1 tRNA gene and 1 pseudogene are annotated in these 656 nt (G+C 66.5%); one reads left to right on the forward strand and one right to left on the reverse strand.

Going from position 1 to position 656, the window contains the following annotated elements:
• Positions 1-113 precede the first annotated feature (113 nt).
• A tRNA-Leu gene (locus E1298_RS47410) sits at positions 114-202 on the reverse strand.
• Positions 203-284: 82 nt separating this feature from the next.
• On the opposite strand from E1298_RS47410, the pseudogene E1298_RS47415 reads away from it, so the two are divergent.
• Positions 285-656: pseudogene (locus E1298_RS47415) on the forward strand (M20/M25/M40 family metallo-hydrolase); the annotation flags it as partial.

The following is a 656-nucleotide window of genomic DNA, read 5'->3' on the forward strand; positions in this document are numbered from 1 at the left end:
GAGAAGCTATACGAGCAGCTGGGACTAAAGATGGTCTATCGTCCCGAACGCGAAGAAGTCCGGGTTGAGATCAATTTCAACCCGGACCCAGATGGCTACCGTGGGGTAACTGGTGGTGTCCGAGGGGGGACTTGAACCCCCATGCCCCGTAAAGGGCACTAGCACCTCAAGCTAGCGCGTCTGCCTATTCCGCCACCCGGACTGGTCGCAGGCCGCAGCGGGCTGCGGCGGGCTTCACCATACCAAAGGTCCCGACTCGCGGCGAAGCGGATCGGCGGGGCACCATGGGACGGTACGCGAGACCGCCAGGCGCGAAGGTGATCATTGTGGCTCATCAGCCGACCGCTGAGGACGAGGTCGTCCGGCTCTGCCAGGAGCTGATCCGGATCGATACGAGCAATCCGGGGGATCACTCCGGGCCCGGGGAACGGGTGGCGGCGGAGTACGTCGCGGAGAAGCTTGAGGAGGTGGGGCTGGAGGCGCGGATCTTCGAGTCCCATCCGGGGCGGGCCAGTCTCGTCGCGCGGATCGAGGGGGAGGACTCCGGGCGGGACGCTCTGTTGCTGCACGGGCATCTGGACGTGGTGCCGGCGCGTAAGGAGGACTGGACGCGGGACCCGTTCGGGGGAGAGATCGCGGACGGGTGCGTCTGGGGG

The organism is Actinomadura rubrisoli, assembly GCF_004349215.1.
Lineage (GTDB): Bacteria > Actinomycetota > Actinomycetes > Streptosporangiales > Streptosporangiaceae > Spirillospora > Spirillospora rubrisoli.